The 25,735-nt window shown below is 45.0% G+C and carries 20 protein-coding genes; 6 read left to right on the forward strand and 14 right to left on the reverse strand.

Features of this window, described 5'->3' with window-relative positions; translation table 11 throughout:
- Positions 1-12 precede the first annotated feature (12 nt).
- Entirely contained in the window at positions 13-2,316 is a 2,304-nt protein-coding gene (locus tag ACO05P_RS12095; RefSeq protein ID WP_421751185.1) for a gliding motility-associated C-terminal domain-containing protein, read from the forward strand.
- A gap of 68 nt (positions 2,317-2,384) precedes the next feature.
- Here the strand turns inward: ACO05P_RS12095 and accC are convergent, their stop codons facing one another.
- From accC to ACO05P_RS12135, 8 genes are read right to left on the reverse strand one after another with little or no spacing between them, the layout of a single operon-like run.
- On the reverse strand, positions 2,385-3,728 hold the full coding sequence (gene accC, locus ACO05P_RS12100) for an acetyl-CoA carboxylase biotin carboxylase subunit (protein WP_421751186.1): 1,344 nt from the start codon (positions 3,726-3,728) through the stop codon (positions 2,385-2,387).
- A gap of 10 nt (positions 3,729-3,738) precedes the next feature.
- Complete coding sequence (gene accB, locus ACO05P_RS12105; RefSeq protein ID WP_421751187.1) at positions 3,739-4,242, reverse strand: acetyl-CoA carboxylase biotin carboxyl carrier protein; 504 nt, start codon at positions 4,240-4,242, stop codon at positions 3,739-3,741.
- A 49-nt stretch (positions 4,243-4,291) separates the two neighbouring features.
- A complete protein-coding gene (locus tag ACO05P_RS12110; RefSeq protein ID WP_421751188.1) occupies positions 4,292-5,287 on the reverse strand; it encodes a beta-ketoacyl-ACP synthase III in 996 nt (331 codons plus the stop codon).
- A 1-nt stretch (position 5,288) separates the two neighbouring features.
- Positions 5,289-6,230: a phosphate acyltransferase gene (locus tag ACO05P_RS12115; RefSeq protein WP_421751189.1), complete on the reverse strand. Its 942-nt coding sequence runs from the start codon at positions 6,228-6,230 to the stop codon at positions 5,289-5,291.
- A 38-nt stretch (positions 6,231-6,268) separates the two neighbouring features.
- Positions 6,269-6,463: a 50S ribosomal protein L32 gene (gene rpmF / locus ACO05P_RS12120; RefSeq protein WP_210760247.1), complete on the reverse strand. Its 195-nt coding sequence runs from the start codon at positions 6,461-6,463 to the stop codon at positions 6,269-6,271.
- A 10-nt stretch (positions 6,464-6,473) separates the two neighbouring features.
- Complete coding sequence (locus ACO05P_RS12125; protein WP_421751190.1) at positions 6,474-7,010, reverse strand: YceD family protein; 537 nt, start codon at positions 7,008-7,010, stop codon at positions 6,474-6,476.
- A 56-nt stretch (positions 7,011-7,066) separates the two neighbouring features.
- Positions 7,067-8,116 (reverse strand): 4-hydroxythreonine-4-phosphate dehydrogenase PdxA, encoded by a 1,050-nt coding sequence (gene pdxA / locus ACO05P_RS12130; protein ID WP_421751191.1) that lies wholly within the window; start codon positions 8,114-8,116, stop codon positions 7,067-7,069.
- The gene (locus ACO05P_RS12135) at positions 8,113-9,507 is read right to left on the reverse strand and encodes a leucyl aminopeptidase family protein (RefSeq protein ID WP_421751192.1); all 1,395 of its coding nucleotides are present in this window, start codon (positions 9,505-9,507) and stop codon (positions 8,113-8,115) included. The genes pdxA and ACO05P_RS12135 overlap by 4 nt, the downstream gene beginning before the upstream one ends.
- Positions 9,508-9,624: 117 nt before the next feature.
- Between ACO05P_RS12135 and ACO05P_RS12140 the strand changes: the two genes are divergently transcribed.
- Positions 9,625-12,285, forward strand: a complete 2,661-nt coding sequence (locus ACO05P_RS12140) for a gliding motility-associated C-terminal domain-containing protein (protein WP_421751194.1) — start codon at positions 9,625-9,627, stop codon at positions 12,283-12,285.
- Positions 12,286-12,293: 8 nt separating this feature from the next.
- A complete protein-coding gene (locus tag ACO05P_RS12145; RefSeq protein ID WP_421751196.1) occupies positions 12,294-12,884 on the forward strand; it encodes a riboflavin synthase in 591 nt (196 codons plus the stop codon).
- Positions 12,885-12,896: 12 nt separating this feature from the next.
- Here the strand turns inward: ACO05P_RS12145 and ACO05P_RS12150 are convergent, their stop codons facing one another.
- The 6 genes from ACO05P_RS12150 to ACO05P_RS12175 all read right to left on the reverse strand — a co-directional run bounded on the left by ACO05P_RS12150 (position 12,897) and on the right by ACO05P_RS12175 (position 21,877).
- Positions 12,897-13,553 carry a CPBP family intramembrane glutamic endopeptidase gene (locus ACO05P_RS12150; protein ID WP_421751198.1) on the reverse strand — a complete coding sequence of 219 codons (657 nt, stop codon included), beginning with the start codon at positions 13,551-13,553 and terminating at the stop codon, positions 12,897-12,899.
- Positions 13,554-13,608: 55 nt separating this feature from the next.
- Complete coding sequence (locus ACO05P_RS12155) at positions 13,609-15,258, reverse strand: 1-deoxy-D-xylulose-5-phosphate synthase (RefSeq protein WP_421751200.1); 1,650 nt, start codon at positions 15,256-15,258, stop codon at positions 13,609-13,611.
- An 81-nt stretch (positions 15,259-15,339) separates the two neighbouring features.
- Positions 15,340-18,756 (reverse strand): efflux RND transporter permease subunit, encoded by a 3,417-nt coding sequence (locus ACO05P_RS12160; RefSeq protein WP_421751202.1) that lies wholly within the window; start codon positions 18,754-18,756, stop codon positions 15,340-15,342.
- 13 nt (positions 18,757-18,769) lie between these two features.
- Positions 18,770-19,900: an efflux RND transporter periplasmic adaptor subunit gene (locus ACO05P_RS12165; protein ID WP_421751204.1), complete on the reverse strand. Its 1,131-nt coding sequence runs from the start codon at positions 19,898-19,900 to the stop codon at positions 18,770-18,772.
- 22 nt (positions 19,901-19,922) lie between these two features.
- Positions 19,923-21,266: a TolC family protein gene (locus ACO05P_RS12170; protein ID WP_421751206.1), complete on the reverse strand. Its 1,344-nt coding sequence runs from the start codon at positions 21,264-21,266 to the stop codon at positions 19,923-19,925.
- Positions 21,263-21,877 carry a TetR/AcrR family transcriptional regulator gene (locus ACO05P_RS12175; protein WP_421751208.1) on the reverse strand — a complete coding sequence of 205 codons (615 nt, stop codon included), beginning with the start codon at positions 21,875-21,877 and terminating at the stop codon, positions 21,263-21,265. Before ACO05P_RS12175 ends, ACO05P_RS12170 begins: the two co-directional genes overlap by 4 nt.
- A 145-nt stretch (positions 21,878-22,022) precedes the next feature.
- On the opposite strand from ACO05P_RS12175, the gene asnS reads away from it, so the two are divergent.
- From asnS to ACO05P_RS12190, 3 genes are all read left to right on the forward strand, one after another.
- Entirely contained in the window at positions 22,023-23,447 is a 1,425-nt protein-coding gene (gene asnS, locus ACO05P_RS12180) for an asparagine--tRNA ligase (protein WP_421751209.1), read from the forward strand.
- 117 nt (positions 23,448-23,564) lie between these two features.
- Positions 23,565-25,025, forward strand: a complete 1,461-nt coding sequence (rpoN, locus tag ACO05P_RS12185) for an RNA polymerase factor sigma-54 (protein WP_421751210.1) — start codon at positions 23,565-23,567, stop codon at positions 25,023-25,025.
- A complete protein-coding gene (locus tag ACO05P_RS12190; RefSeq protein ID WP_421751212.1) occupies positions 25,026-25,631 on the forward strand; it encodes a hypothetical protein in 606 nt (201 codons plus the stop codon).
- Positions 25,632-25,735: the final 104 nt, after the last annotated feature.

The following is a 25,735-nucleotide window of genomic DNA, read 5'->3' on the forward strand; positions in this document are numbered from 1 at the left end:
AAATTTTAATCTATGCTTTCTTCTTCGCGCTTCTGGCCTGGACTCTGCACAGGCTTTCTGCTACTATCTTTTATAGGGAACTTAAATGCCTCTCATTATTCCAGTGGGGAAGTGTATTACCAATACTCGCCAACACCAACAGACACCGCTCGTTATGAAATTTTTGTGACTTGGTATCGGAATACTAGCGGTGCCGATTTAAGTTTCAATACTCAGAATGTATGCTTAACCAGCAGTTGTTATCCTAATATTACTGTAACGATAAACAAGGTTTTCCCACCTCCTGGAATGGCCTCTCCAAATGATAGCTATGGAGGTTGGATAGTACCCGGTACCTCTGACTGTGCTGACGATCAAGACTCGGCATACAAAGACTTAGCCGCACATAAATTTTCAGGATTTGTTAGCCTACCTGGTCAATGCCATGACTTCAAATTTAAAGTTAGCGCGCCTTGCTGTAGAGATGTCTCCGACAACATGGCCACTTCACCCAATATGTTCATGGAGGTTTATTTAAATAACACTCTAGGACCCTCCTCATCCCCACAGTTCACTGGCGATCCTGGAATTGGATTTTGTGTACAACCCATAGGAGTTCCTCCTGTAAACTTTTCACAAAAAGCAATTGACCCAGATGGTGACAGTGTTATTTACCGTTTTGCTCAACCATTAACTGGAAATCATTGTGATTCCGCTGGAAGCATTATTCCATTTGCGCCTGGTTTTACCGTTAATAATCCTATCCCAAGTAACACGGGTATTCAAATTAATCAACAAAATGGTGTCTTCAGCTTTAGTCCAAATCAGCAAGGCTCCTACGTAGTGAAATTTGAAGTAGAAAGCTTTCGATTTGATACAGTCTCTCTTTTCTGGGTTCCGGTAGGTTCAGCAGTTAGGGAATTACAGATTCCGGTTACAGCTTCATGTAATTCCCCTTCCAGTCAAAGCTTTGGCTTACAGTTAAAAAACGGGACTTACACCAGTAGCCTCTATTTAAATAACGCCATGGATAGTATTCAATCGGCTTATCAACTTCCAAGCTTAGCCAGAAACAGTAATGGCCCAACAGAAATATTTGAACTGTTGCCAGTCGGTTGTTTTTCAACAAACCTTACATTAGAATTTGAATTACCTCTTCAAAAATCCTCGATTTCACCGACTGATTTCAGACTCTTTGCGCCAGATGGCTCCTTGGTTCCCATAATTGCTGTTCATGACTCCGGTGCAGGTCTATTTGTTGATTCAATTAGCCTGGAACTACTAAATCCAATGGTACAAAGTGGCAATTATTTGCTCCAGTTCAGGGTGGGAAATGATGGTAATACTTTGCTTAGCAAATGTGGATATCCCGTAGATGAGTTTGTCGGCCTTTTTGTTTCTATAGGTAGTTGTCCCTCGCCAGTCTTCGAACTCGAGCAGGTAAGCGTCCTGGAGGATGAAAAAATCACTCTCCAATGGTCCGCAAACTCCGCTTTGCAAAACAGTAATGTTCAAAAATTCTTTGGCGGTTGGGATATTTTTGCCAGCGAAAACCAAGGTCCCTGGAACCTTATCCATAGTTTGCAAAGCCCGGCGGCTAGAAGTCATACAATCGACTTTAATGGCAGTAATTATCCTGTTGATCACAATAACTACGAGTTCTTTATTGATCTCCGCTATGCCGGCGAAAATTGGGGCACCTCCCGTACTTGCGAAAGCATTCTTTTGGAAGCCAATTCCAGTAAAGACACGGGGAGTAATTATGATCTTGATTTGACTTGGAACGATTATGATTGCCTGGACCCGAACCAAAGAGGTTACCTAATAGAATATGGACATTTCTTTAGAGTAGATTCTGTAATATGGTTAACTAGTATCAGTACTAACTTAAATCAACATGTGCTTAGCATTCCTAAATCTCATGGGACAGGACTTTATGCGATTCGAGTTATTGCAAAAGATCCCCAAAATCAAGCACTGCCATCTCAGTCCAACTGGGTGATTTTTGATACCCAGAATCCTATAAGTATAGAAGAAAACGCTATCAGCTGGCAGATCCCTAATATCCTAAACCCCAATGGAAACGGGCAGAACGAAAGCTTTTATATCCAAAGAACCAGCGCTTCGCAACAAGAACCCTCCTTTAGTCTGAAGGTCTTTAATCAAACCGGACAGTTGGTTTTTAGTGATGCCCAGTATCAGCTTCGAAATACGCCTGCTACGGCATGGAAAGGAGGCAACTTAGGTACTGGCATCTATTTTTACGAAATCACCTTTACAGGGTCCGCAAATAAGGCACAAGCACCCATTCAAGGAAAACTTTTACTGGTAAAATAATTAGCGTTGCTTTAAAGCATAAAAAAGGCGGGCCTTTCGGACCCGCCTTTTTTGGTATTATTTAGAACCTAAGCATTTTTATACTTAAAGGTCTCCATAAACTTAGTAGTATAATTCCCTGCGATATAATCAGGGTCATCCATTAAAGCACGGTGAAAAGGAATGGTGGTTTTAATACCCTCAATCACGAATTCGTCCAATGCTCTGCGCATCTTATCGATCGCCTCCTCACGGGTTTGGGCCGTGGTAATCAATTTAGCAATCATGGAGTCATAGAATGGCGGTATGCTATAGCCAGCATATACATGCGTATCTAAACGCACACCATGACCACCCGGTGCATGGAAGGTAGTGATGGTTCCAGGCGATGGACGGAAGTCATTCGCTGGGTCCTCCGCATTAATCCGACATTCAATTGAATGCAATTTAGGCTCGTAGTTCTTGCCTGAAATCTTAATTCCAGCTGCTACTTTTATTTGCTCCCGGATCAGATCATAGTCAATTACCTGCTCCGTGATCGGATGTTCTACCTGAATACGAGTATTCATCTCCATAAAGTAGAAATTACGGTGCTTATCCACCAAAAACTCGATGGTTCCCGCGCCTTCATACTTTATATATTCACAGGCTTTTACCGCCGCTTCGCCCATAGATTTCCGCAACTTGGCGGTCATAAATGGTGAAGGTGTTTCTTCCGTAAGTTTTTGATGACGACGTTGAATAGAACAGTCGCGCTCCGAAAGGTGACAGGCTTTACCGGTTTGATCACCTACCACCTGAATCTCAATGTGGCGTGGTTCCTCAATCAGTTTTTCCATGTACATACCGTCGTTTCCGAAGGCCGCGCCTGCTTCTTGACGAGCCGACTCCCATGCTTTAAGGAGTTCTTCTTCCTTCCAAACGGCACGCATTCCCTTACCTCCACCACCAGCGGTGGCTTTGAGCATAACCGGAAAACCGATTTCCTTAGCAATTTTGAGTGCTTCCTCATAAGATTCGAGCAAACCTTCTGAACCAGGAATAGTAGGTACACCTGCCGCTTTCATGGTTTCTTTGGCGGTAGCCTTATCACCCATGCGCTCGATCATCTCGGGGCTGGGGCCGATGAATTTAATCCCGTTCTCCGAACAAATGCGAGAGAAACGAGCATTCTCTGATAAGAAACCATACCCCGGGTGAATAGCGTCTGCGTTGGTAATCTCAGCGGCCGCTATAATATTAGGGATATTCAAATAGGATTCGCTACTCGCGGAAGGACCAATACAAACTGCTTCATCCGCAAAACGAACGTGTAAACTGTCTTTATCGGCTTTGGAGTAAACCGCCACGGTAGAAATGCCCATTTCCCTACAAGTACGCAGGACACGCAAGGCAATCTCTCCGCGATTCGCGATGAGTACTTTTTTAAACATAGACCGAATTTTAAGATGGATCTACCAGGAAGAGCGGCTGATCGTACTCTACCGGAGACTGATCATCAACCAAGATCTTAACGATCTTTCCGCTTACTTCACTTTCAATTTCATTGAAAAGCTTCATCGCTTCAATGATACATACCACAGTACCCTCAGATACCTCGTCACCCACACTTACGAACAAATCCTTATCCGGACTTGGACGACGGTAGAAAGTACCGATCATTGGAGATTTAATGGTAATGTATTTAGAATCGTCTTCCGCAGCAGCAGGGGCAGCCGGAGCGGCTGGAGCTTCAGCCACAGGAGCAGCAGGGGCAGCTGGCGCGTGATGAGCCGGAGCAGGTGCCGCCATTGCCTGAGGCATGCTGATTACCTGAGTCTTATTCTCATTAAGTACCGCAGATTCGGTTTTGATGTTAATCTTGAAATCTTCAGTTTCGAGGTTTACCTCAGCGGCACCGGAGCGGGCCACAAACTTTATAAGATTCTGAATTTCTTTTAAGTCCATGGAAGGGTGGTGTTTAAATTTTCAGGGTGCAAAACAAAGCTAAAAAAATTTACTTGGCGTCGATGGCCCACTTGAGGTAGATTGCACCCCAGGTGAATCCTCCGCCAAAAGCAGCAAATACCAGGTTGTCACCTTTCTTCAACTGCTTCTCATAGTCCCATAAACAAAGGGGAAGAGTTCCATTGGTCGTGTTGCCATATCGATCGATATTCAGCATCACTTTATCTGAGCCTAAGCCCATTCTTTTGGCTGTGGCATCAATAATTCTTTTATTGGCTTGATGCGGAACTAACCAAGCCACATCATCCGAACTAAGGTTATTTCGCTCCATAATACGAGCGCTCACATCCGCCATATTGGTCACCGCAAATTTGAAAACCTGCTGACCTTCTTGATGTACGAAATGGTGTCCCAATTCTACCGTTTCCTTGCTAGGAGGATACATGGAGCCTCCTGCTTTGATATGCAGATACTGGCGACCAATACCATCACTACGTAAAATACTGTCTTGTACACCTAAGCCTTCTTCATTCGGCTCGAGAAGTACAGCACCGCATCCATCGCCAAAAATTACGCAAGTGGTACGATCGCTATAATCGATGATGGAAGACATTTTATCGCCGGAAACGACTAATACCTTTTCATAACGACCCGATTCGATGTACTGGGAAGCGGCGTTCAATCCAAATAAAAACCCGGAACAGGCAGCTTGCAAATCATAACCAAAAGCCTTGTTCATGCCCATCTCCGAAATTACAAAGGAGGCAGAGTTGGCTACCGGCATATCCGGGGTTACAGTACAAAAGATTACGAGGTCAATTTCGTCGGGCTTTACATTCGCCTTTGCCAAACATTCTTCGGCGGCTTTAATGCCCATATAGGAAACGCCTTTGCCCTTCTCACGAAGAATGCGACGTTCTTTAATTCCTGTTCGAGTGGTGATCCATTCGTCAGAGGTATCTACCATGGTTTCCAGAACAGAGTTGCTTAGCCGATACTCTGGAAGGTAGCCTCCAACGGCAGTGATTGCTGCGGTTTTTGCCATATTAAATGGTGCTAGATGCGGAAAATTGCTCAGCAAAATTAGCAAGAGCAAACGATTCGGCGCCTAATATCATGCTTTTTATCGCCTCAGGGCCTGAAGCCCCATGTGCTAAAAGGACTTTTCCTTTAATCCCTAATATGGGGGAAGCCCCGTATTTCTCATAATTCAGAAGCTCCAGGAAACTATGTTCCAGGTCCAATTGCCGACTCAATGCATAAAAAGATTCGGTTTGTTTAAGGAGCATATTTCCTGTAAATCCATCACATACTAATACCTCTGCCTCGAGATTAAAGAGCTCTCGAGCTTCGGCATTACCAATAAAAGAAGGTTCTTCTTCCTTTAAAATCTGATAGGCCTTCTGGTAGACTAAGTTTCCCTTGCTTTCTTCAGAACCGGTATTGAGCAGGGCTACTCTTGGTTCTTTGCAAGCTAATACAGATTGAGCATAGGCTTTTCCCAAACGAGCAAACTCTAAAAACTGCTCAGGCTTAGCATCCACATTGATACCCACATCGAGTACCACGGTTTGGCCGCCTTTTAATTTGGGAAATAAAGAAACCACCGCCGGGCGGCTAATACCCTCATGCAAACCCAAAGCTTGCATAGAAGCTACCATTAAAGCTCCGGAATGTCCGGCGCTGGCAAAGCTGTCGATCTTGCCCTGAGCCAAGTCACTAATGCCTTGCATTAAGGTAGAGTCGGATTTCTGCTGTAAGGCACGAACCGGATGTTCATCCATGGCAATGGCGCTGCCACAAATCCGGGCTTCACATTGAGGGGGAACTTCCTGCAGGTCATCTTCCAGACCATAAAGAACCACTTGGGTATCACCCTTTATTTCGGTCAATGCCAGCTTTAATCCGTCCAACACCACTTGAGGTGCACGGTCTCCGCCCCTTATATCAATTCCTATCCTGCTCATAACGAAAAAAGGCAGACTCATGGACTGCCTTCTTGATTTGTCTTCTTAGAGAAGCGCCATTAAGCGGCCGCTTCTTCTTTCTCCATTACCACTTTACCTTTGTAGTAAAGTTTTCCTTCATGCCAGTAAGCACGGTGGTAAAGGTGAGCTTCGCCGGTTACGGAACAAACCGCAATAGTAGGCGCTTCAGCCTTGTAATGAGTTCTTCTCTTATCGCGGCGAGTAGTACTTTGTCTGCGTTTAGGATGCGCCATCTTCTCTAATTTAGTTCAATAAGTCCTTTAATTTATCCCAACGAGGATCTACCTCCTCGCTTTGCTCTTCATTGCTGTGTTCTTCGGGGCTCAGAGCTTCCAGTCTTTCCAGAATTTCCTGACCCATTTTGCCAGCTTCAACATCGGGATGCACAACTTTTAAAGGCTTTGCCAATACCGCCATTTCGTAGAAGTATTGAGCCACATTAAAACGATGCTCTCCATGTGGAAGGATTAGCAAATCTTCTTCGCTATCATCAAAATCATCCCCGAATTTCACCATCACTTCCGCTTCAGCCGACAAAGGCAGCCAAAACATCTCATTGGTTAAATCACAGGGTACCCAAACCTTTCCTTCGAGCTCTAAGTGCAATGCCATCTGCGTTTCACGCTTTAGCAATTTCATCTTCGCCTGAAGGTCGGCTTTTTCGAAATCCTGATAATCGAAGGCTTCAAAGAACGTCGCATCAATTTGAAAATCAAACTGATGCTCTCCTAGTTTCAAACCAGAGAACGCAATTTCGAAGTCTTTCAAACGTTTCTCCATGCCTGATTTTTTAGGGAGCGCAAATGTATAAATTATTCAACAATCTCAAAGGCTAATTACTTTTTTTTGCCTTTGATTTTTAAGGGGTTGGCCGTCATTTCTGCGGTACCCGATCGAGATCGGTATAAATCGATGGCCGCAAAGACCGCTGATCTAAAAGAACCCGGATCGGCTTTTCCCTCTCCCGCTATGTCGAAAGCCGTACCATGATCGGGGCTGGTTCTAACAATCGGCAAACCTGCCGAGTAGTTTACTCCTTCACCAAAGGTAATGCTTTTAAAACCTACCAATCCTTGATCATGATACATCGCAAGCACCATATCAAAATCCTGATAGGCCGAAGATCCAAAGAAACTATCTGCTGGATAGGGCCCCATCGCTAAAGCTCCTTTTTCCTTGGCCTTTTCGATAGCTGGTAAAACGATCTCCTGATCCTCCTTGCCAATTACTCCTTTATCCCCAGCGTGGGGATTTAAAGCTAAAACGGCAATGCGACCTTTCGGCAGATGAAAATCATCTTTCAAACTTTGATGCAAGGCCATAATCTTTTGCTCCACTAGTTCGGGCGTAATTAATTCGGTAACCCGAGCTAAAGGCACATGCACCGTGGCCAAAGCTAAACGCAGCTCAGGTGCCAGGAACATCATGGTCGCCTTACTATTAAAGCGACTCTCCAAATAATCCGTATGACCGGAAAAACGAAAATCATTGCTCTGAATACTCTCCTTATTAATAGGAGCCGTTACCAAGGCATCAATCGTTCCGGCTTCCAAAGCATCGCAAGCCGCTTCCAAACTTTTTACGGCATAGGCCCCTACCTCGGGATCTACCTTGCCAAAATCCATTTTCACTTCTTCCTTCCAGCAGTTTACCAAATTGGCTTTGCCATCCAAGGCATCTTCTGCTTGATTAATGATATGGAAATTAAAGTCGCGTCGGTCTATGGCATTGCGATGGTAGGATACCACTTTGGTAGAGCCGAAAACAATCGGGGTACAAAGTTCCAGCATCTCGGCATCGCCAAATGTTTTGATGATGAGCTCCATACCCACCCCATTTAAATCGCCGATGCTAATTCCTATCCGTGGTAAAGCCTCTTCACTCATACCTTCGATTTTAAGAAGTTATACATCAGGCGAACGCCTACTCCGGTACCACCCTGACTGCGATAGTGATGGGCAGCATTTAAAAAGGCCGGTCCGGCAATGTCGATGTGAATCCAGGGATAATCGGTGAACTTTTGCAAGAACTTACCGGCTGTAATAGCCCCACCTTCGCGGCCACCAATATTCTTTTGATCGGCAATAGTAGACTTCAAGAGTTCATCGTACTCTTCCCAGAAAGGAAAACGAGCAGTGCGCTCATAGGCCATATCTCCAGCTGCGCTTAAGGCATTAAACTCCTCGTCCGAAGCAGTACCCATTACCACCACACCGTATTTACCAACCGCCACCGCGGCTGCACCGGTTAAAGTGGCTAAATCTACCACCAGGGCAGGCTTATAGTTTTTAGCATAGGCCAGGGCATCGGCTAAAAGCATACGTCCTTCGGCATCGGTATTTAAAACCTCAACGGTTGATCCGTCATACATTTTAATTACATCGCCGGGAACATAAGCATTCAAGCCCGGGCGATTATCAGTAGCCGGCACCAAACCAATCACATGAATAGGTAATTTATTGGCAGCAGCAGCGGAGATGGCTCCAATTACAGCCGCGGCACCACCCATATCACTCTTCATGGAGTCCATGGAGCCGGGAGTGGGTTTTAAGCTTAAACCACCGGTATCATAAACCACGCCTTTACCTACCAAAACAATCGGTTGGCCACTGGCACCTTCCCCTTTGTACTCTAATATGCTAAAGCTGGGGGGATCCTGACTTCCGCGATTTACGGCTAAGAGTCCGCCCATTTTTAGGGATTCGATTTTCTTTTTATTGAAAACCTCCACTTTAAAACCAAAGTTCTCACCGGCCTTTTGGGCTTCTTTCGCCAATTGTTTCGCGGTGAGATACGATAAAGGCTCATTAACCAAATCTCTAGCCAGGTAAGTAGCAGATACCACGGCATTCAATTCCTGCAATTGCGCTTCACTGAAGGAGGCATCCAAATGAATGGTTTCTAAAAGATCTTCCTTTTTACTGAAGTACTTCTGAAATTTATACGCGGCTAAGGCTAATCCCTCGGCGAAAGCCATAGCCTTATCTGAGGCATCGCTGTGAATTGCGATATGTTTGGCCTTGCAGGATTTTTGAACCTTAGTAGCCAGGATTCGGGCCTTTTCAAATGCCTGGGAGCCGTCACCTTCCGGCAAGCAGGCAACGCTAAGCTCCGGCAGGCGACTAAAATGAACAAAGCTATCTACCTTGAGTTGATCTGCCAGATAAGCTTTCTCGGCCTTTGTTAAATCGAGCTTAGAATTATCATCAGGTCGATTGAGTAAATATATTTGGTGATCCAGGTCATGCTTGACCTTGCTTTCACTTAAAAACAACATAAGAATATTTAAATTTGAGCAAAGTTACCAATTCAAAAGCCTCGAAGATAAGAGCTATTGACCAACACAAAACCTGCTTTTGAACGTTTAGGTATTGATCGTGGATTTTCCCCAATTATGAGAAAAAGCCTACTGCTTATTTTCCTTTTCGCCGGAATGGCCTTGAATGCCACCCATAACCGGGCAGGTGAAATTACCTATCGCTGGATAACTGGCCTTACTTACGAGGTTACTATCACTACTTATACCCGTGCTTGTCAGCTCTGTGCCGACCGTTGTGAGCTGGCCATTGACTGGGGTGACAATTCGGGCGACACCCTGGCTCGTTCTAATGGACCCCGCATTGTATGTCTACAAGCTCAGGACGGTGAAATTATTGACCCCATCAATCAGATTCGTAAGAACATTTACATCGGTACACATACCTATGATGCTCCAGGAATTTATACCATCAAAATGGAGGATCGGAACCGAAATGCCGGGATTAGCAATATTCTCAATTCGGATCAGGTGCCCTTTTATATTGAAACCGAATTATACATCAGCCCCAGCTTAGGCGCCAATAGTTCCCCAATCTTAACCAATCCGCCGGTAGAACGTGGCTGTGTAGGTAAAAGGTTTGAGCATAACCCTGGTGCTTATGACCCAGATGGCGATAGTTTAGCTTATCGCTTGGTGTATTCCAAAGCCCAAAATGGCGACCCCATTCAAACTATTTATGATCCTCAATATGTGCAGGACTCCATTGAAATTGACCCCAAAACCGGATTACTCTTCTGGGACTTACCGCGAAATGTTGGGCAGTTTAACTTTGCTTTCGAAATCATAGAATACCGTAAAAATGCCCAGGGTCGCTATGTGCGGATTGGCTTTGTAACGCGGGATTTACAGGTTGATATTGAAGACTGCGGGAATAATCCCCCGCAAATTAATCCGGTAGGGCCTTTCTGTGTCGAAGCCGGCACCAGCTTAAATTTTAGTGTTAGCGCTTCAGATCCTGATACGGATGATCTGATTTTAACTGCTTTTGGTGGCCCCTTTGAAGTGCCTACGCCACCTGCCACTTTCCCCGAGGTTAATGGCCCCAGCCCTTTAAGTGGCTTCTTCAATTGGAATACGCGTTGTCATCATGTACGGAAACAGCCCTATCAGGTAAGCTTCAAGGCCACGGATATTCCGCAAGACCCGAATGATATTGCTCTTTCGGACATCTACACCACCGAAATTACAGTGATCGCTCCGGCGCCTAAAAATCCGGATGCCCAAGCGGAAGGCCTGGCTCTACGGCTTAATTGGGATGTTTCTTTCTGCACCGAGGCGGATGGTTATTTACTCTACCGCCGCGAATCACCCTATGGCTTTGTTCCCGGTATTTGTGAAACCGGCGTGCCCGCTTATACCGGCTATGAATTTCACGATAGCTTATTGAATGTAAACAACACTACTTATCTAGATAGCTTCGATGTGGAGCTCGGTAAGGAGTATTGCTATATGGTAGTAGCCTATTTTGAGGATGAGGCTCAAAGCTATGCCAGTGAAGAGTTTTGCGCGGCCCTGCCCCTAACCTTGCCCATGTTTACCAAGGTAGATGTAGAAAGTACCGACCCTGCCAGCGGAACCATTGGGATTGAATGGATTGAAGCCCCCGAGTTCGACAGTGCTATTTATCAACCTCCTTATCGTTTAGAATTATGGGGACGTGAAAAAGACAATGGTGCATTTAACCTTTTGAATACGGCCAACAATATTGATGCGGGCAGCTTTACGCATAACAATCTGAATACCCAGGACCTTTCCTACGAATATCGTTTGGATGTATACGCCGGGCCCAGTCAGGATTTTGTGGGCTCCAGCCCATTAGCCTCCTCGGTTTATACAGAACCTACCGGATCCGACCAAAGTGTAATCCTAGACTTTAATTTCGACACGCCCTGGCAAAACGAACGCTTTGTAATTTATCGGGAAAACCCCACGGGCTCCGGTCAATTTGATAGCATCGGCGAAAGCTTTGTGCCCGAATATACCGACACCGGTTTGGTGAATGGCGAAAACTATTGTTACTATGCCGAGAGCTATGGTCGCTATACAGCCAGTGATTCCCTGCCCCGGCCTTTGGTTAATCGCAGTCAAATTACCTGCGCCACCGCCAGGGACACAACCGCTCCATGTGTACCGCAATTTGCCTTGCACAATGCCTGCCCCGACACCATTTATTTCTCCTGGAAACTAGGACAAGGTCAAGGGTGTAAAAACGATGTAAGTAAGATTAATATCTACTTCCGCACTGGCGAAAATGAATTTGGCGATCAACCCTTCCTATCGATTCCTGTAAACGGCGACTCTACCATCCGTTTTGTAAGCGATCAGGCCATATTTGGATGCTATGCCATCACGGCGGTAGATGATGCCGATCAGGATCCGGGTGGGCAAGCCAATGAAAGTGATTTTAGCGAAGAGCTCTGCATTGAAAGCTGCTTCACCATTAAATTCCCGAATATCTTCAGCCCTAATGGCGATGGCTATAATGAGCGATTCCTGCCCGTGGAAATTGAGCAGGTTGCCAATCTGGAAATTGAAATCTACAGTCGTTGGGGCAATTTAATATACCGCACCACCGACTTAGAGGATTTCATAACCAATGGCTGGGATGGCAATGTGCAGGATAATGGCAGTCCAGCGCCCGATGGGGTTTATTATTATGTTTGCCGTTATACGGCCGAAAGTATTGGACCTACCATGGAACAAACCGCTTCGGGATTTGTACATCTTGTGAGATAAATAAAGATATGTTTACCGGTATTATTGAAAGCCTCGGCACCCTTGTGGCCAGTCGTCGTGAAGGAAGCAATTTGCATTTCGACTTCAGCTGTGATTTCACCTCTGAATTAAAGATTGATCAAAGCTTGGCCCATAATGGGGTTTGCTTAACGGTGGTGGCCATTAATGGCGATGAGTATACCGTAACTGCCATTGACGAAACCCTGCAAAGAACCAATTTAGGTCAACTGCAAAAGGGCGATCAGGTAAATCTGGAACGCTGCATGCAAGCCAATGGCCGCTATGATGGACACATAGTTCAGGGTCATGTAGATACCATTGCCGAATGCGAGCAGGTCTTGGAGAAAGATGGCAGTTGGGAATTTCATTTCAAGCATGCCCCCGGCAAACAACACTTAACCGTTGAAAAAGGCTCCGTGACCATTAATGGAGTAAGCCTTACGGTGGTACGCTCCGAGCCTGAGCACTTCTCAGTGGCCATTATTCCTTACACTTATGAGCACACCAATTTCAAGGATTTGAAGGTAGGCTCTCTGGTAAATATTGAGTTCGATATTCTAGGGAAGTATGTAGCGAGGATGTTGGGGGATCGCGCTTGATACCAATCGAAACTAAAAAATTAGCCCTGAAAAATTCCAGGCTACATGAAACACAATTGAAGGGCCAATAGAATTGGATTTCTGATATAGGTATGCAGAAATAAGACCACCGAAAAAAGTAATATATGCATGGTGCCAATGGAGATCCAACCCTAAAAAAGGGAATATCAACTGTAAATGCATTAAGGCAAATAAAGCTGAAGACATTAGGATTGCTATCCATCCAGAATACCTCTGCTGCAATCCTTTCTGGATAATCTGTCTAAAAAACAGTTCTTCTGCAATGGGTGTAAAAAGAAAAAAACCTAGATGGTTAAGATGGAAATTATATGACCATTGGAAGCTAGTAAAGATGGCCCTATCAATTCCCAATACAATATTCAGAATCCCATTTAAAGGCATTTGCATGAATATAAATCCTACACCTAGTATAAATGCCACCGGGTAAAAATACAGGGAAGTCTGAGCTGGCTTCAAAGATTGAAAACCTTGAGTCTTTTTAATATAAAACATCAAGGGAATAAGAACCAGAAAGCCATTAACAAAGGCAAAATAATTATAAGGTTTAAAATCATCCCCAAAAACCAAATCAAGTAAATCCCAGAGTGTAATGACTTGCAGGAATACTATGAAGATAATAGTGTAAAGCAGTGATTTTAGCAGAGTCATTGATCAGAAAATAGCTAAGAGGATTCTAAAATACAACAGTCAAACTATCCTAGGCTTAAACCATCCGCTCCAATAACTTTTCCAAACTAAACCCCGAGGCCGCCAACTGCTCAGCTCTAGGTGCATGTTCGCTAAATGGCTTGTCGATTAAAACTGCTTGATACTTGGCCTTAAGCTTTCCGGATTGCAGCAAGGCCAGTAGATCGCGATGCAAACTACCTCCAGCCGGATTTTCATCTACTAAAATCAAGCGCCGATAAGAGGCCAATAGTTCTACTAAATGCGTCTGATCCAAAGGTCGGAATTGAGGTATGTGCAAATGACTCCAATCCTTGGCTTCCGCGGCGGCCTGGGCTAATGCGGCCTGAGAGCCATAAGATAGAATAGCGGAGGTCTGATTTGAGTGACGCCACCAATGGGCCTGCATTCCCTGCCATAGTCCATCGGTTTGCAAATCGAAGCTAGCTTTAGGATAGCGAATTACAATCGGGCCTTCCGCTTGCATCGCCTCTTCTAACATCGCTTTCAAAGCTTTGCCTCCAGCAGGTGCCATTAAACGCATATTCGGAATATCTGCCAATAAAGCCTGATCGAATACCCCATGATGGGTAGGTCCATCCTCCCCCACGAAGCCCGCTCGGTCTAAAACAAAAACCACCGGCAATTGCTGTAAAGCCACATCATGGATAATCTGATCCAAGGCCCTTTGGGCAAAAGTGCTGTATAAATGTACCAAAGGCTTAAAGCCGGATGCGGCCAATCCAGCGGCCATGGTCACCACATTTTGTTCGGCAATACCCACATCTATCACGCGCTCTGGAAAAGCCTTTTGAGCTTCCAGTAATTGGGCACCGCTTAACATGGCCGGACTTAATACCACCAATTTTGGATCAGTCTCCAAAAGCTCTAAAATTGTTTCACCAAATACCGATTGATAGCTCGGAGCCGCTGGACTACCTTTCCGTTCAATAACTTCATTATAGCCCAGGCCCTTTTCGGTTTGGATATGTAAGAACAGTGGCCCAGAAAGGTTATTCAATTCCTTCAGCTTCGCCAGTAAATCCGCAATGGAATTTCCAGCCTCGCAGGTATGATATTGAAAGCCTAAGGATTCTGCCCAGGCCTGATAGCTATACAGCTTTTGCAATGCTCCCACATTGGGGTCGATGCTACTCTTATTATCATTAAGGATTACCAGACAGTCGGCCGCCATATCACCTAAATAATTAAGGGCCTCAAAAGCCTGACCGCCGGTTAAAGCTCCATCGCCAATTACTGCGATATGCTTACGTGGATTGGCCTCCAACTGGGCTGCTTTTACGAATCCGGCCAGCGCTGAAATGGAAGTCGAAGAATGCCCCGCACCAAAAGGATCGTAAGCACTTTCACTACGTTTGGTAAAGCCTGAGATTCCGCCTTTTTGACGGTTGCTCTGAAATATTGACCGTCTCTCGCAGAGCACTTTATGGGCATAAGCCTGATGCCCCACATCCCAAATCAAAATATCATCAGGAGTATTAAAGTGATAGTGCAAAGCGATGCTTAATTCTACCACACCTAAACTGGAGCGAACATGCCCGGCTTTGGTGCGTGTTTGCTCCTGGATAAAGCGACGTAATTCAGCTGCCAAATCTTCTAATTGGCCGCTGCTTAAGAGCCGTAAATCGGCCGGACTATTGAGCTTTTCCAGAGTGGGATAGGTCATGGCGCAAAAGTAGGATTTACACCCCATAAAAAAAGGCCCCGGAGAACCGGGGCCTTGTCAACCAATTAACCAAACCTTAACCTAATTGCTACTGCGGCCGAACCAAGATCGCACAATGCGATTCAAGCGTTCTAAAACCAGGTACATTACTGGGACCACAATCAGCGTTAGGAAGGTTGCAAATACCAGACCAAAGATTACCGTCCAAGCCATAGGAGACCAGAACACGGCATTATCTCCACCGAAGTAGATATTGGCACCACGACCATCTAATAATCCGATAAAATCAATGTTCAATCCAACCGCCAGAGGCAAGAGTCCTAATACGGTAGTAATCGCGGTAAGCAATACCGGACGTAAACGGGTTTTACCACCTAATTCGATGGCATAAACCAAACTGCTATCATCCAATACTTCCCCTTCTTGCAATTGCTTTTCTTCCCGCATACGGGCTCTACTTAGCTCGATAAAGTCGATCAATACAATACCATTGTTTACCACAATTCCCGCCAGGGAAACAATACCAATACCGGTCATAATTACCACAAACTCCATTTGGAAGATTCCCAATCCCAGGAATACACCAATAGTACTGAAGAGTACGGTAAGGATGATGATGAAAGGCTTGAGAGCAGAGTTAAACTGAGATACTAAAATGATGAAGATCAAGGATACCGCAATTAACATGGCACGCGTTAAGAACTCGGCACTTTCCTGCTGTTCTTGCTGCGATCCGGTAAACTTCAGGTCATAGCCTTCTGGCAATTTATAATCCTTCAATACCTCTTTGATCTCATTGTTGATTTCAGTTTCATTAAAACCTTCCACCACATTCGAGTATACGGTAATTAAACGCTCCGAATCTTTACGCTTGATAGAGTTATAAGAACTCACAAATTCGTAGCTGGTAACTGCCGAAATAGGCACCTGCACAATTTGTCCACTGGCCTGTGAGCGGAAAGTCACAAACTGGTTCATCAAGCTGGCAACATCATAACGATAGTCTTTCTTGAGACGGACCTCAATCGGATAATCATCTTCCCCTTCCTTGTACTTGCTCGCTTCAGAGCCATACAAGGCAGTACGCAGAACCATCGCAATTTGTTGCGTGCTTACGCCTAAACGTCCGGCACGATCGCGATCAATGCGCACCAGCATCTCAGGCTTATTGGTCTCCAAATCAATTTGCAGTCCTTCAATACCAGGGATCTCCGCAGCATCTACCACCTTTTTCACATCATCGGCGGTAGCAATCAGCATATCAAACTCACTACCGGTAATTTCGATGTTAATCGGACGACCCGTAGGCGGACCATTTTGCTCCTTCTCCACACTAATGGTTACGCCCGGCAACCAGTTATTCAATTTCTGAGTAACCTCCCTCTGAATAGCACTGGTGCTTACCTCGTTACGGTACTCGTACTCTACAAAGGAAACGGTAATCCGCGCTTTGTTCGGGGTATTTTGACCCCCGCCGCCAAACTCATTTTGAGAAGCGGTTTCAGCCCCAACATTGGTTACTACACTTTTTACCAAATCCTGATAAGGCACCAAAATGGTATTCAACTCCGACTCCACACGCTGCGCAATGCTATCGGTAGCCAAGACATCTGTACCTAAGGGAAGCTCAACAAATACATTGATATAGTTCGGCTCATTCTCCGGGAAATCTACCAATTTAGGATTGGTACCGAAATAAAAGTTAATGGAGAAAAACATCAAAAAGATGGTCCCAATAATAATAGCTGCAGGTCTCCATTTTCGAAGCGAGTAGGCCAAGGTTCGTGCGTAGAAGTTTTCGACCCTCGGCAGCAATACCAATTGGAACCAGGCTGAAAGGGGGTTCAATGCATAAGTGAAGGCTAGAACTCCAAAGGATATAGCTAAAAGCAGGTTACCTAAAATGGTGTTGGAAGCCATGTGTGCCAGCACTCCTAGTACCAGGAATATGGCAAACCAAATCAAAGCCTTTCGGTGATTTTTATCTGCTTCAAAATCCTGATTCTTAATAAAAGACGCAGCAATTACCGGGTTAATCACCAAGGCTACGAAGAGGGATGATCCCAATACAATGATCAGGGTACGGGGCAAATAGCCCATGAACTCTCCGATAATACTATCCCAGAACAAAAGAGGGAAGAAGGCGGCCAATGTAGTAGCGGTGGAGCTAATAATAGGCACCGCAATTTCACCCACCCCTTGGCGGGATGCTTCCCAGGCCGAGAGCCCTTCTTCGGCATAAAGCCGGTAAATATTCTCAATGGTTACAATGGCATTATCTACCAACATCCCCAAGGCTAAGATCAGCGAGAAAAGAACGATAAAGTTTAAGGTTACACCCGCCGCACTTAGTACCAGGAAGGAGATAAACATGGAGAAAGGAATACTCAATCCCACGAAAGTGGCATTCCGTAAACCCAGGAAGAATAAGAGGGTAAGAGTTACCAGAATTACCCCGGAAATGATACTGTTCTCCAGGTTCGCAATTTGGTTACGGGTTTGGGTACTCTGATCATTGGTAATGGTAATTCGCAGATCCTTAGGCAAGAGGCTCTTCTTAGCTGTCTTAATAATCTCGCGAATCTTATCTGTAGCATCGAGGAGGTTCTCCCCGCCCTTCTTAATCACGTTCAAGGATACTACCGACTCACCATCCAAACGCGCCATGCTCTCTACCTCTTTATAGGTAAAGGCCACATCGGCAATATCTTTCAGGTAAACGATATTATCATTCTCATGCTTAACGATCACATTGCGGATCTCATCCATAGAGGTAAACTCCGCATCGGTACGAATACTACGTCGGGTTTTACCCAGAAGGATATCTCCAGCTCCAATATTGATGTTTTCGGCCGCTAAGGCATTTTGCACATCATTAAAGCTGAGCTTATTCTCCTGCATTTTGGGCATATCCACATTGATCTGCACCTCTTTTTCTTTGTCACCGGTAATGGTGGCTTCAGAAATTTCGCCCAGCTCTTCGATTTCATCTTGCAAAAGCTCAGCATAGTCTACCAGATCATCAATGGAATAATCACCGGATAGGTTGATGTTGAGGATCGGAATACGACTGAGGTCGATATCCAATACCACCGGATCCTGATCCAGGTCAGAGGGTAAATCGCTCATTGCGCGATCCACCGCATCCTTTACATCCTGGAGGGCTTTTTCGGTATCAACATCGATGTTAAATTCCACATTTATGATGGACACATCCTGCACCGACTCCGAATTGAGGTTTTTGATACCATCCACCGATTTAATCTCTTTCTCGAGCGGACGGGAAATCAGGTTCTCAATATCTTGAGGGGTGTTTCCCGGATACGGCGTTTGCACGTAAATCAATGGGAATACAATCTCCGGAAAAGACTCCTTGGGCATAGTAATGTAGGAGAACACTCCGAAGAGGATCAACAGCGCCGAAAGTATAAAGACGCTGATGCTATTTTTAAGGGCTAGCGTACTAAGCCCGAAGTTTCGACTGGTGTTTGTTGCCATAGTAGTTTTCGAATTACTGGATCTCTACCTCCTGTCCTTCGTTTACAGAATTAGCCCCAACCACAATCACTTGCTCTCCGGCTGTCAGGCCTTCAATAATCTCGGCATCCTCTCCAAAAGAGCGACCGATTTGAACATAGCGTTTGCGAGCAATTGGCTTGGCTTCTGTTTTATCAATTAGGTATACATAATCCCCGTTCAAATCTTTACGAATCGCCATCGAAGGCAATACCAAAGCATTGGGGTTTTCGTAATCTTTCAGTTTAATTTCTGCCAAAAGATTAGGCTTGATCAAAGCATTGTTGTTTTTCAATCCTACTTTGATGGTGAAGCTGCGGTTCTCAGGATTGATGTACTGACTGGCGAAGATCACTTTCTCTCCTTGCTTCAAACCTAAAGCGGGAATGCTTACTTCTACAGAATCTCCCACTTTAACCGCTTTCAAATAGCTTTCAGAGATATCGGTTTCGAGTTCCAAATTGCTTAGATCAACCACGCGCGCTACCGGGGTACCGGCACCCACAAATTCACCTTTGTTTACACGGATCACGTCTAAGCTACCGTTTACCGGAGCTTTAACAAAAGTGTGCTCATACTGGGCCCGGGCTTGCTTTACGCGGTTTTCGGCTGCCTGGAAATTAGTCTTAGCATTAAGGTACTCGATTTCGGAACCAATGCTGTCTTTCCATAAATTCTCACGACGCTCGAAGGTGGTTTTCGCTAATTGATAAGCTGCTTCCGCCTCTTTCAATTGACCTTCGATGAAATCACTTTCTAAACGTAGGATGGTCTGCCCCTTAGAAACACGATCGCCTTCTTCGGCATTTACGGAAACTACGCGACCATTTCCTTCGGCACTTAATAGTACATTCTCCTTAGAGCTAACCGTAGCACTAAGTCGTACATAATGACGGAAAGTTTGATTTGCCATGGTACGCACTTCAACCGGAGTTAAAGAGGCTTCTACCACATGAGTGGTATCCAGACGTTCAATTTGGGCCTGAATGCTATCGATCTCAGTTTGTAAACCTTTTATTGCGGTTTCCTTTTCCTTTAAGCTCGCTTGAAGAGCGGCGAGATCCTTAGGCGATTGACCGCAGGAGGCCAAAATCGCGAAAATGAATAAGATGCTTAATTTTTTCATGGTTTATTTGAAGAGCTTAAAATTATTGGCCCAATGCGTATTCCAGGGCTTCTTTGGCGTTGAGGACGTTTAAAATTGCGTTGATATAATTGCGTTCGGCTTCGAGGTATTGATTCTCGGCCTGCGTTAATTCGAGGCTACTAGCCAAACCTTCTTTGTATTTGCGAAGGGTACGGTCGCGTACTTTTTCACTTAAAGTGCGATTGCGCATCTGATTACTCAAATTATCCAGGGCAAAGTCGTAATCGCTTTGCGCTTGATGAAACTGTAATTCCAATTGACTTTCGGTAGCCGTTTTTGCCAGGCGGATGCGTTCCAAATCGATCTTCGCTTTTTGCACCCGAGCGGTTCGTCCCAGGCCGGTAAAAATATTCCAGCTTAAGCTTGCGCCGATGGTGGTTCCTGGAATCCAATAGGTATCGAAACTAAAAGCATCGCTGGCCTGATTCGAGAAATTACTCTGGCTATGTGTTACAAAACCACTTAAGGTAGGGAAGTACTTCGCTCTTTCATTGGCCAATTGAAGGCTGGCGCCTTTCTCCTGGCTCAAGAGATTACGGAAGCTGATATGCTTATCTACCTGAAAAGGGTTTTGAGCTAAAGTCGCATCCGAACGAACGGGATTTATTACTTCTTCCAAGCTGGAGCTCAGAGTGATTTCTTCTTCCAAAGAAATACCCATATTAAACTTGAGTAATTGATAAGCCAGCTTTACCTGACGCTCTGCATTATTCACATTGTTCTGTAAATTATTGTAGAGCAGTTCCATTTGGCTCACATCCTGATCTTCTACAAAACCGTTTTCAAAAAGTTTTTGGGTTTCATCAAAATTGGATTTAACGGTCTCCAGATTGGCTTTTAGAATTTCCAGGGTTTCTTCTGCTACCAGGGCACCATAATAACTTTGAGCAGTGTTTCGGCGGGCATTAATTTCTGCCTCTTCACGCTCCAAAGCTTTGGTTTCTTTTACCACGCGGGTAGCCTGTAAAGCCACGAAGTAAGAACCATCAATTAAAAGTTGACTCAATTGCAGCTGAGCCTGGTTTTGATGAGCCACCCCAAAAGCCACATAAGCGATATCATCTTCACCCGCATTAGGGTTGAAGAATTGCGCCGGAATAGGCTGTTTAGGAACCTGAGCATTATAGCTATAACCAAAAGATCCTGAAATTTGGGGCAAACCCATCGCAGCAGTTTCCTTAATGGTTTTCCGGGCCTTTTCGTAATCCAGAACTTTATCCTGAACCGTATACGAATTCCGGGCGGCATAATCCTGGGCCTCCTGAAGTGAAAATTGCTTGGCCTCTTGCTGTGCCCATAAAGGCGCACTTATAAGGGCTAATCCAAGCACCAGGTGTTTTTTCATGATTGTGTTTTAGTAGTTGTCATTAGTTTTTCCTGCAAATAGGCGATCCCCTTGGCATTTGCCACTCCGCGCACATGATAAATCAAGATTTCGCGCATGAGCTCGGGCATGCTCATTTGTTCAAATTCGGCAATGTCGGCTTCGGTCATTAGGCGAGCCCGACTGTAGTATAAGAAAGCCACCACATCGTTATTCAGTTCTTCGCGAAACAAGCCCTCGCGCTTCCCTTGTTCGATATTAGCGTGCATCATTTTTAAAACCATCTCACGCTTGCGGCCTTCCAATTTGGCGTACAATTCGGGGTAATAGCGTTCCAGCTGAAATTGCATGCTGTGATCATGCGCCTCAATATTGGCACACACCACTTCGTCCATCGCAAAAAGCATATCAATAGCATTGCCTTCTGCTTTTAAGAGCTCAACCATGCGAGCACTTACTTGGTCCATTACCCGCTCCACTGCGCGCTCCACTAATTCTTCCTTGTTGGCAAAGTATTTATACAAGGTTTTCTTAGATACGCTCAGCTCCTTGGCAATGTCATCCATCGTTACCGGCCTTAAACCGTAACGCTGAAACATTTCATGGGCCTTCCCAATAATTTCAATCTCCATTGTCTCCATAACGGCGGCAAAACTAGGAAACAAATTGCACGCGGAAACTATTTTGTATAAAAAGTTTCTTGGTGTTAAGGTTTCTTAAGTATAGGCCTGTTTGCAGTGGAAAATTTGTGAAATTTGCGGCCCAAACCGGAAGAGAATGAGTTTATCCATTAAAGATATTTTACAGCAAAAACCTATTGGTACCACCCAAGAAGTGAAAGGCTGGGTTAGAACCTTTCGTAGCAATCGTTTTATTGCGCTTAGTGATGGTTCTACCATTAAAACATTGCAGCTAGTTGTTGACTTCGAAAACCTGGAAGAAGGCCTGCTAAAGAAAATCGCGACCGGTGCGGCTATTCGCGCTAAAGGCGATTTATTAGGCTCCCAGGGCAAAGGTCAGGACGTTGAAATTCAAGTACGGGAATTAGAAGTTTTAGGGGAAAGCAATCCGGAGGAGTATCCATTGCAGCCCAAAAAACACTCCATGGAGTTCTTGCGTGATATCGCTCATTTGCGGATGCGTACCAATACCTTTGGTGCTGTAATGCGCATTCGTCATCACCTGGCTTATGCCGTGCATGACTACTTCCATAAAAAGCAATTCTTCTACCTGCACACTCCTATTATTACCGGTAGTGATGCCGAAGGGGCAGGGGAAATGTTTAATGTATCGGTACTCGATAAAAAGAATCCGCCTTTAACCGAAGAGGGCAAAATTGATTATAGCAAAGACTTCTTTGCCAAGGAAACCAACCTCACCGTATCCGGTCAGCTGGAAGCCGAATTAGGAGCTATGGCCTTGTCTAAGGTTTATACTTTCGGACCAACTTTCCGGGCCGAAAACTCAAATACCTCACGTCACCTAGCAGAGTTTTGGATGATTGAACCCGAAGTGGCTTTCAATGATCTAAATGCCAATATGGATTTGGCGGAAGACTTCTTAAAGCATGTGATTCGCTATACTTTAGAAAACTGTGGTGATGATCTGGAATTTTTAGAAGGTCGCTTAAAGGATGAAGAAAAATCCAAACCCGAGAAAGATCGTAGCGAACCCCTGCGTGAAAAACTGCAATTTGTGGTGGACAATAACTTCCGCAGAGTAAGCTATACCGAGGCCATCGACATTCTTCGCAATTCGAAACCGAATAAGAAAAAACGTTTCAATTACCTCATCAACGAATGGGGAGCAGATTTACAATCGGAGCACGAAAAATACCTGGTGCAACACTTCAATGCACCGGTAATCTTATTCGATTATCCGGCCAAAATTAAGGCCTTCTACATGCGTTTAAATGAGGATGAGAAAACCGTGCGTGCCATGGATATTCTCTTCCCCGGCATTGGTGAAATTGTAGGAGGATCGCAAAGGGAAGAACGCTACGATGTACTACGTGGTAAGATGAATGATTTCGGTATCGACGAGAAGGAATTAGACTGGTATCTCGATACCCGAAAATTTGGCAGCTGCGTACACAGTGGATTCGGATTAGGCTTTGAGCGTTTGGTATTATTCGTAACCGGAATGACCAATATTCGCGACGTAATTCCTTTCCCTCGTACTCCGGGCAACGCCGAATTTTAAGGCATTGGTCCTTTAAAATCGGGAGCTGGCACGCAGTTTGTTAAGCTTGAGCAAAAACGGCAAAATCTTTGATAGGTCGAGCCGCTTTTTCTTAACTTCACCCAGCCAAATTGCACCATGCTTAAACAACAGCTCAACCAAAAATTACTGCAAAAACTCAGTCCGCAGCAGATTCAGCTCATGAAGCTGATTCAGTTGCCTACCCTGGCTTTTGAGCAAAAAATTAAGGAAGAACTGGAAAGCAATCCCGCTTTAGAAGAAGGAAAGGAAGAAAGCGAAAACGATAGCGAAGATCTCGAATTCGACAATCAGGAAAACGAAAGAGAAGAGGAGCGCATCGAGGCAGAAGACATCAACGTGGATGAGTATCTGAGTGATGATGAAATTCCTGACTATCGATTACAAGCCAATAATTATTCGCCCGACGATGAAGAAAGCAAGGTGCCCATTACGGGCGGCAAAAGCTTTCACGAATTTCTTCTGGAGCAATTAGGCACCTACCCCCTCGATGAGCAAGGACGGCAGATCGCCGAATATCTGGTTGGGAATATTGATGATGACGGTTATATCCGTCGCGAGCTAAGTGCCATTGTGGATGATCTTGCTTTTACCCAAAACATCTTTGTGGAGGAAGAGCAATTGGAGCGCTACCTAAAACTCATTCAAGCCCTGGAGCCTGCCGGGGTTGGCGCACGCAATTTGCGAGAATGCCTGATGATTCAACTACGTCAGGAAGAAAGTAGCTATCATCAAAGATTAGCGCTGGAAATATTGGAGGACTTCTTCGATGAGTTTACCAAAAAGCATTACGAAAAGTTGATCCAGCGGCTGGAATTGGATGAGGAGGATTTGCGATTAGCGATACTCGAAATTACCCGCCTAAATCCCAAACCCGGCAATAGCACCAGCAATAGCAATCGCGAAGTGCAAGTAGTGGTTCCCGATTTTACCCTCCGCATTGTAGAAGGCGAATTGGAATTGACCTTAAATAGTCGCAATGCTCCGGAGCTAAATGTAAGTCGGGAGTACCGCGAAATGCTCGAGACTTACCGCCAAGGGCAAAAGGAAAACAAAGCACAAAAGGAAGCTGCCCTTTTTGTAAAGCAAAAATTAGATGGCGCCAAATGGTTTATCGAAGCGATCAAGCAAAGGCAGCAAACCCTGATGCTTACCATGGGGGCCATCATGCAATACCAAAAAGACTATTTCCAAACTGGCGATGAGTTAAAGCTTCGCCCTATGATTCTCAAGGATATTGCCGATGAAATTGGAATGGACATTTCCACCGTATCGCGTGTCGCCAGCAATAAATATGTAAGCACTCCTTATGGAACCTTCCTGATCAAGGAGTTTTTCAGCGAAAGCATGAAGAATGATGCTGGTGAAGATGTAAGTACCCGCGAAATCAAGAAAATATTGGAGGTTTCCGTTTCTGAAGAAGATAAACGCAAGCCTCTTACCGATGATAAACTAGCCCAGCTTCTAAAAGACAAGGGCTACCCCATTGCCCGCCGTACCGTAGCTAAATACCGGGAACAACTGGATATTCCGGTAGCCCGTTTACGCAAGCAACTCTAGATGAATATCCGCTTAGCCAAGTTTATCTCCATCCTCTTCCATCCAGCGATATACCCCTTGGTAGGTCTGTATTTTATTTTCGAATACCTGCCTTATCACTATCCAAGAAATGTGGTCCTCCTCTCTTTATTGATGGTGTTTTGCGGCACCTACCTCATACCGGTTTTAATTAGCATTCTGCTCTACCGCTTTCGCGTGATAAGTAGTTTAATGATGGAAAAGGCCAGCGATCGACGTTGGCCCTATACCATAGGGGCCTTGAGTTTTTTCCTCACCTCCCAACTCATTAAAAGTGCTGGTCTCGCAGCAGAAGCCCATCAATATCTGGCCGGAGCAGCCTATGTTATTCTGCTGCATTTAGTCTTACTCAGCTTTTTAAAATCCAGCGCCCATTTAGGTGGCCTGGGCGGTTTCTTAGGAATGCTGATGGCTGTGTCCGCCAAATACAGTCTCAATCTCTTACCTTTTATTGCCGGACTAATCTTAGTGGCTGGTATAGTAGCCTCAGCTCGCTTAAGTTTAAAGGCTCATGATGGCAAGGAGCTGGTTTTAGGCTTTAGTAGTGGCCTGCTCATAGTATTCAGTACGGTGTACTTCCTTCACTAGAACCATTCATTAAAAAACACCTCGGCCATAGCTAAAACCAATGGCCTATTAAAGGGCGAGGTCAGGCATTAGAAATTCGGTACTTTTGCGCGAAATTTCAGGTC

The organism is Croceimicrobium sp. (assembly GCF_965228705.1).
Classification (GTDB): domain Bacteria; phylum Bacteroidota; class Bacteroidia; order Flavobacteriales; family Schleiferiaceae; genus Croceimicrobium.

Excerpts from the sequence above, each read along its gene's own strand:
- ACO05P_RS12095 (WP_421751185.1), top strand. The coding sequence starts at position 13 with ATGCTTTCTTCTTCGCGCTTCTGGCCTGGACTCTGCACAGGCTTTCTG.
- accC (WP_421751186.1), bottom strand. The coding sequence starts at position 3,728 with ATGTTTAAAAAAGTACTCATCGCGAATCGCGGAGAGATTGCCTTGCGT.
- accB (WP_421751187.1), bottom strand. The coding sequence starts at position 4,242 with ATGGACTTAAAAGAAATTCAGAATCTTATAAAGTTTGTGGCCCGCTCC.
- ACO05P_RS12110 (WP_421751188.1), bottom strand. The coding sequence starts at position 5,287 with ATGGCAAAAACCGCAGCAATCACTGCCGTTGGAGGCTACCTTCCAGAG.
- ACO05P_RS12115 (WP_421751189.1), bottom strand. The coding sequence starts at position 6,230 with ATGAGTCTGCCTTTTTTCGTTATGAGCAGGATAGGAATTGATATAAGG.
- rpmF (WP_210760247.1), bottom strand. The coding sequence starts at position 6,463 with ATGGCGCATCCTAAACGCAGACAAAGTACTACTCGCCGCGATAAGAGA.
- ACO05P_RS12125 (WP_421751190.1), bottom strand. The coding sequence starts at position 7,010 with ATGGAGAAACGTTTGAAAGACTTCGAAATTGCGTTCTCTGGTTTGAAA.
- pdxA (WP_421751191.1), bottom strand. The coding sequence starts at position 8,116 with ATGAGTGAAGAGGCTTTACCACGGATAGGAATTAGCATCGGCGATTTA.
- ACO05P_RS12135 (WP_421751192.1), bottom strand. The coding sequence starts at position 9,507 with ATGTTGTTTTTAAGTGAAAGCAAGGTCAAGCATGACCTGGATCACCAA.
- ACO05P_RS12140 (WP_421751194.1), top strand. The coding sequence starts at position 9,625 with ATGAGAAAAAGCCTACTGCTTATTTTCCTTTTCGCCGGAATGGCCTTG.
- ACO05P_RS12145 (WP_421751196.1), top strand. The coding sequence starts at position 12,294 with ATGTTTACCGGTATTATTGAAAGCCTCGGCACCCTTGTGGCCAGTCGT.
- ACO05P_RS12150 (WP_421751198.1), bottom strand. The coding sequence starts at position 13,553 with ATGACTCTGCTAAAATCACTGCTTTACACTATTATCTTCATAGTATTC.
- ACO05P_RS12155 (WP_421751200.1), bottom strand. The coding sequence starts at position 15,258 with ATGACCTATCCCACTCTGGAAAAGCTCAATAGTCCGGCCGATTTACGG.
- ACO05P_RS12160 (WP_421751202.1), bottom strand. The coding sequence starts at position 18,756 with ATGGCAACAAACACCAGTCGAAACTTCGGGCTTAGTACGCTAGCCCTT.
- ACO05P_RS12165 (WP_421751204.1), bottom strand. The coding sequence starts at position 19,900 with ATGAAAAAATTAAGCATCTTATTCATTTTCGCGATTTTGGCCTCCTGC.
- ACO05P_RS12170 (WP_421751206.1), bottom strand. The coding sequence starts at position 21,266 with ATGAAAAAACACCTGGTGCTTGGATTAGCCCTTATAAGTGCGCCTTTA.
- ACO05P_RS12175 (WP_421751208.1), bottom strand. The coding sequence starts at position 21,877 with ATGGAGATTGAAATTATTGGGAAGGCCCATGAAATGTTTCAGCGTTAC.
- asnS (WP_421751209.1), top strand. The coding sequence starts at position 22,023 with ATGAGTTTATCCATTAAAGATATTTTACAGCAAAAACCTATTGGTACC.
- rpoN (WP_421751210.1), top strand. The coding sequence starts at position 23,565 with ATGCTTAAACAACAGCTCAACCAAAAATTACTGCAAAAACTCAGTCCG.
- ACO05P_RS12190 (WP_421751212.1), top strand. The coding sequence starts at position 25,026 with ATGAATATCCGCTTAGCCAAGTTTATCTCCATCCTCTTCCATCCAGCG.